The sequence below is a fragment of the Vibrio fujianensis genome (assembly GCF_002749895.1).
GTDB lineage: Bacteria > Pseudomonadota > Gammaproteobacteria > Enterobacterales > Vibrionaceae > Vibrio > Vibrio fujianensis.
Window position 1 is genome coordinate 26,341 of the sequence record NZ_NBUS01000043.1, and the last position, 1,204, is coordinate 27,544.

At 45.7% G+C, this 1,204-nt stretch carries 2 protein-coding genes and 1 pseudogene; all 3 read left to right on the plus strand.

Annotated features, from left to right (window positions below; translation table 11 throughout):
• Positions 1-493, plus strand: a 493-nt coding sequence (locus B7C60_RS18940) for a type II secretion system F family protein (protein ID WP_245869230.1), incomplete at its 5' end; no start/stop codon positions are given.
• 22 nt (positions 494-515) lie between these two features.
• Positions 516-938 carry an MSHA biogenesis protein MshF gene (locus B7C60_RS10905; protein WP_157928698.1) on the plus strand — a complete coding sequence of 141 codons (423 nt, stop codon included), beginning with the start codon at positions 516-518 and terminating at the stop codon, positions 936-938.
• Between the two features lie 80 nt (positions 939-1,018).
• Positions 1,019-1,204, plus strand: a pseudogene (locus B7C60_RS18945) (prepilin-type N-terminal cleavage/methylation domain-containing protein); the annotation flags it as partial.

A 1,204-nucleotide genomic window follows, 5' to 3' on the forward strand; every position in this document is an offset into this window, starting at 1 on the left:
GGCCACGCCGCAGGGGCGAGAAACATGGGATAAGTTTCGGTTACGAATACCGGTGGTCGGCGGCATTGTCAATCGGGCTCAGTTGGCTCGCTTCTCTCGAACCTTTTCTTTAATGCTTAAAGCTGGAGTGCCGTTGAACCAATCTTTGGCTCTTTCCGCTGAAGCGTTGGAAAATAAGTTTTTAGAATCACGTTTACTGAAAATGAAAGGCGAAATTGAAGCGGGCGGCAGCATTACCGTTACTGCGACCAATACCCAGATCTTCACGCCATTAGTGATGCAGATGATTGCCGTCGGAGAAGAAACTGGCCGAGTGGATGAGTTATTGCTCGAAGTGGCTGATTTTTATGACCGTGAAGTGGACTATGATTTAAAAACCCTCACGGCGCGAATTGAACCCATTTTACTGGTGATCGTTGCTGCGATGGTCTTGGTGTTGGCGTTAGGTATTTTCTTACCCATGTGGGGCATGCTTGATGCAATCAAAGGGTAGGGTAATTAAGCAAGCAAGATACATGATGTGGTTTTTGGTCATTGGCATCTTGTTGATCGGCTTATTACAAGCCTGGCCGCCAATACAAGCGGCGTTGGAGCGTACCGCACTAGAGCTTGCCAACCGTGAGATTATTGAGCGAGCGAATGATTATAAACAGCTATGGCTATTAGAAAATCAGCCATCCGATTTGCAATGGCAAGGGCAACGATTGACTTTTTCTGCGACAGGGTGGGTGTTACCAACACAAGTTGATGGCAAGCGGTGTACTCAGCTTTTAAACTGGTTGTACCCTAAACAACACATTTTGCAAAAAAAGTTGCAAGTGGAAGAGCAACCCATACCACAAGGGTATCAGTGTGAGCTATATTATACGCAAGCGCAATTTATAAAAATTACCTTACAGAACAACAGTTTTTCATCTACGGTTTCAAGTTTACAATAGAGCGAAGCTTTATCGCATAAAGGCGCGTTAAGCAAAGTGACAGATACAGGTTTTATGATGCTCTTTAAAGAAGGTGATTCATGAAGAAAAAATACGCTGGCTTTTCCTTAGTTGAATTAGTGATCGTCATTGTCGTGATCGGTCTATTAGCCGTGGCTGCTTTGCCCCGTTTTCTTGATGTGACCGACGAAGCAAAAAAAGCGAGTATTGAAGGGGTTGCCGGTGGCTTTGCAACGGGTGTTTTATCGGCTCCCCCCCCCCGGGGA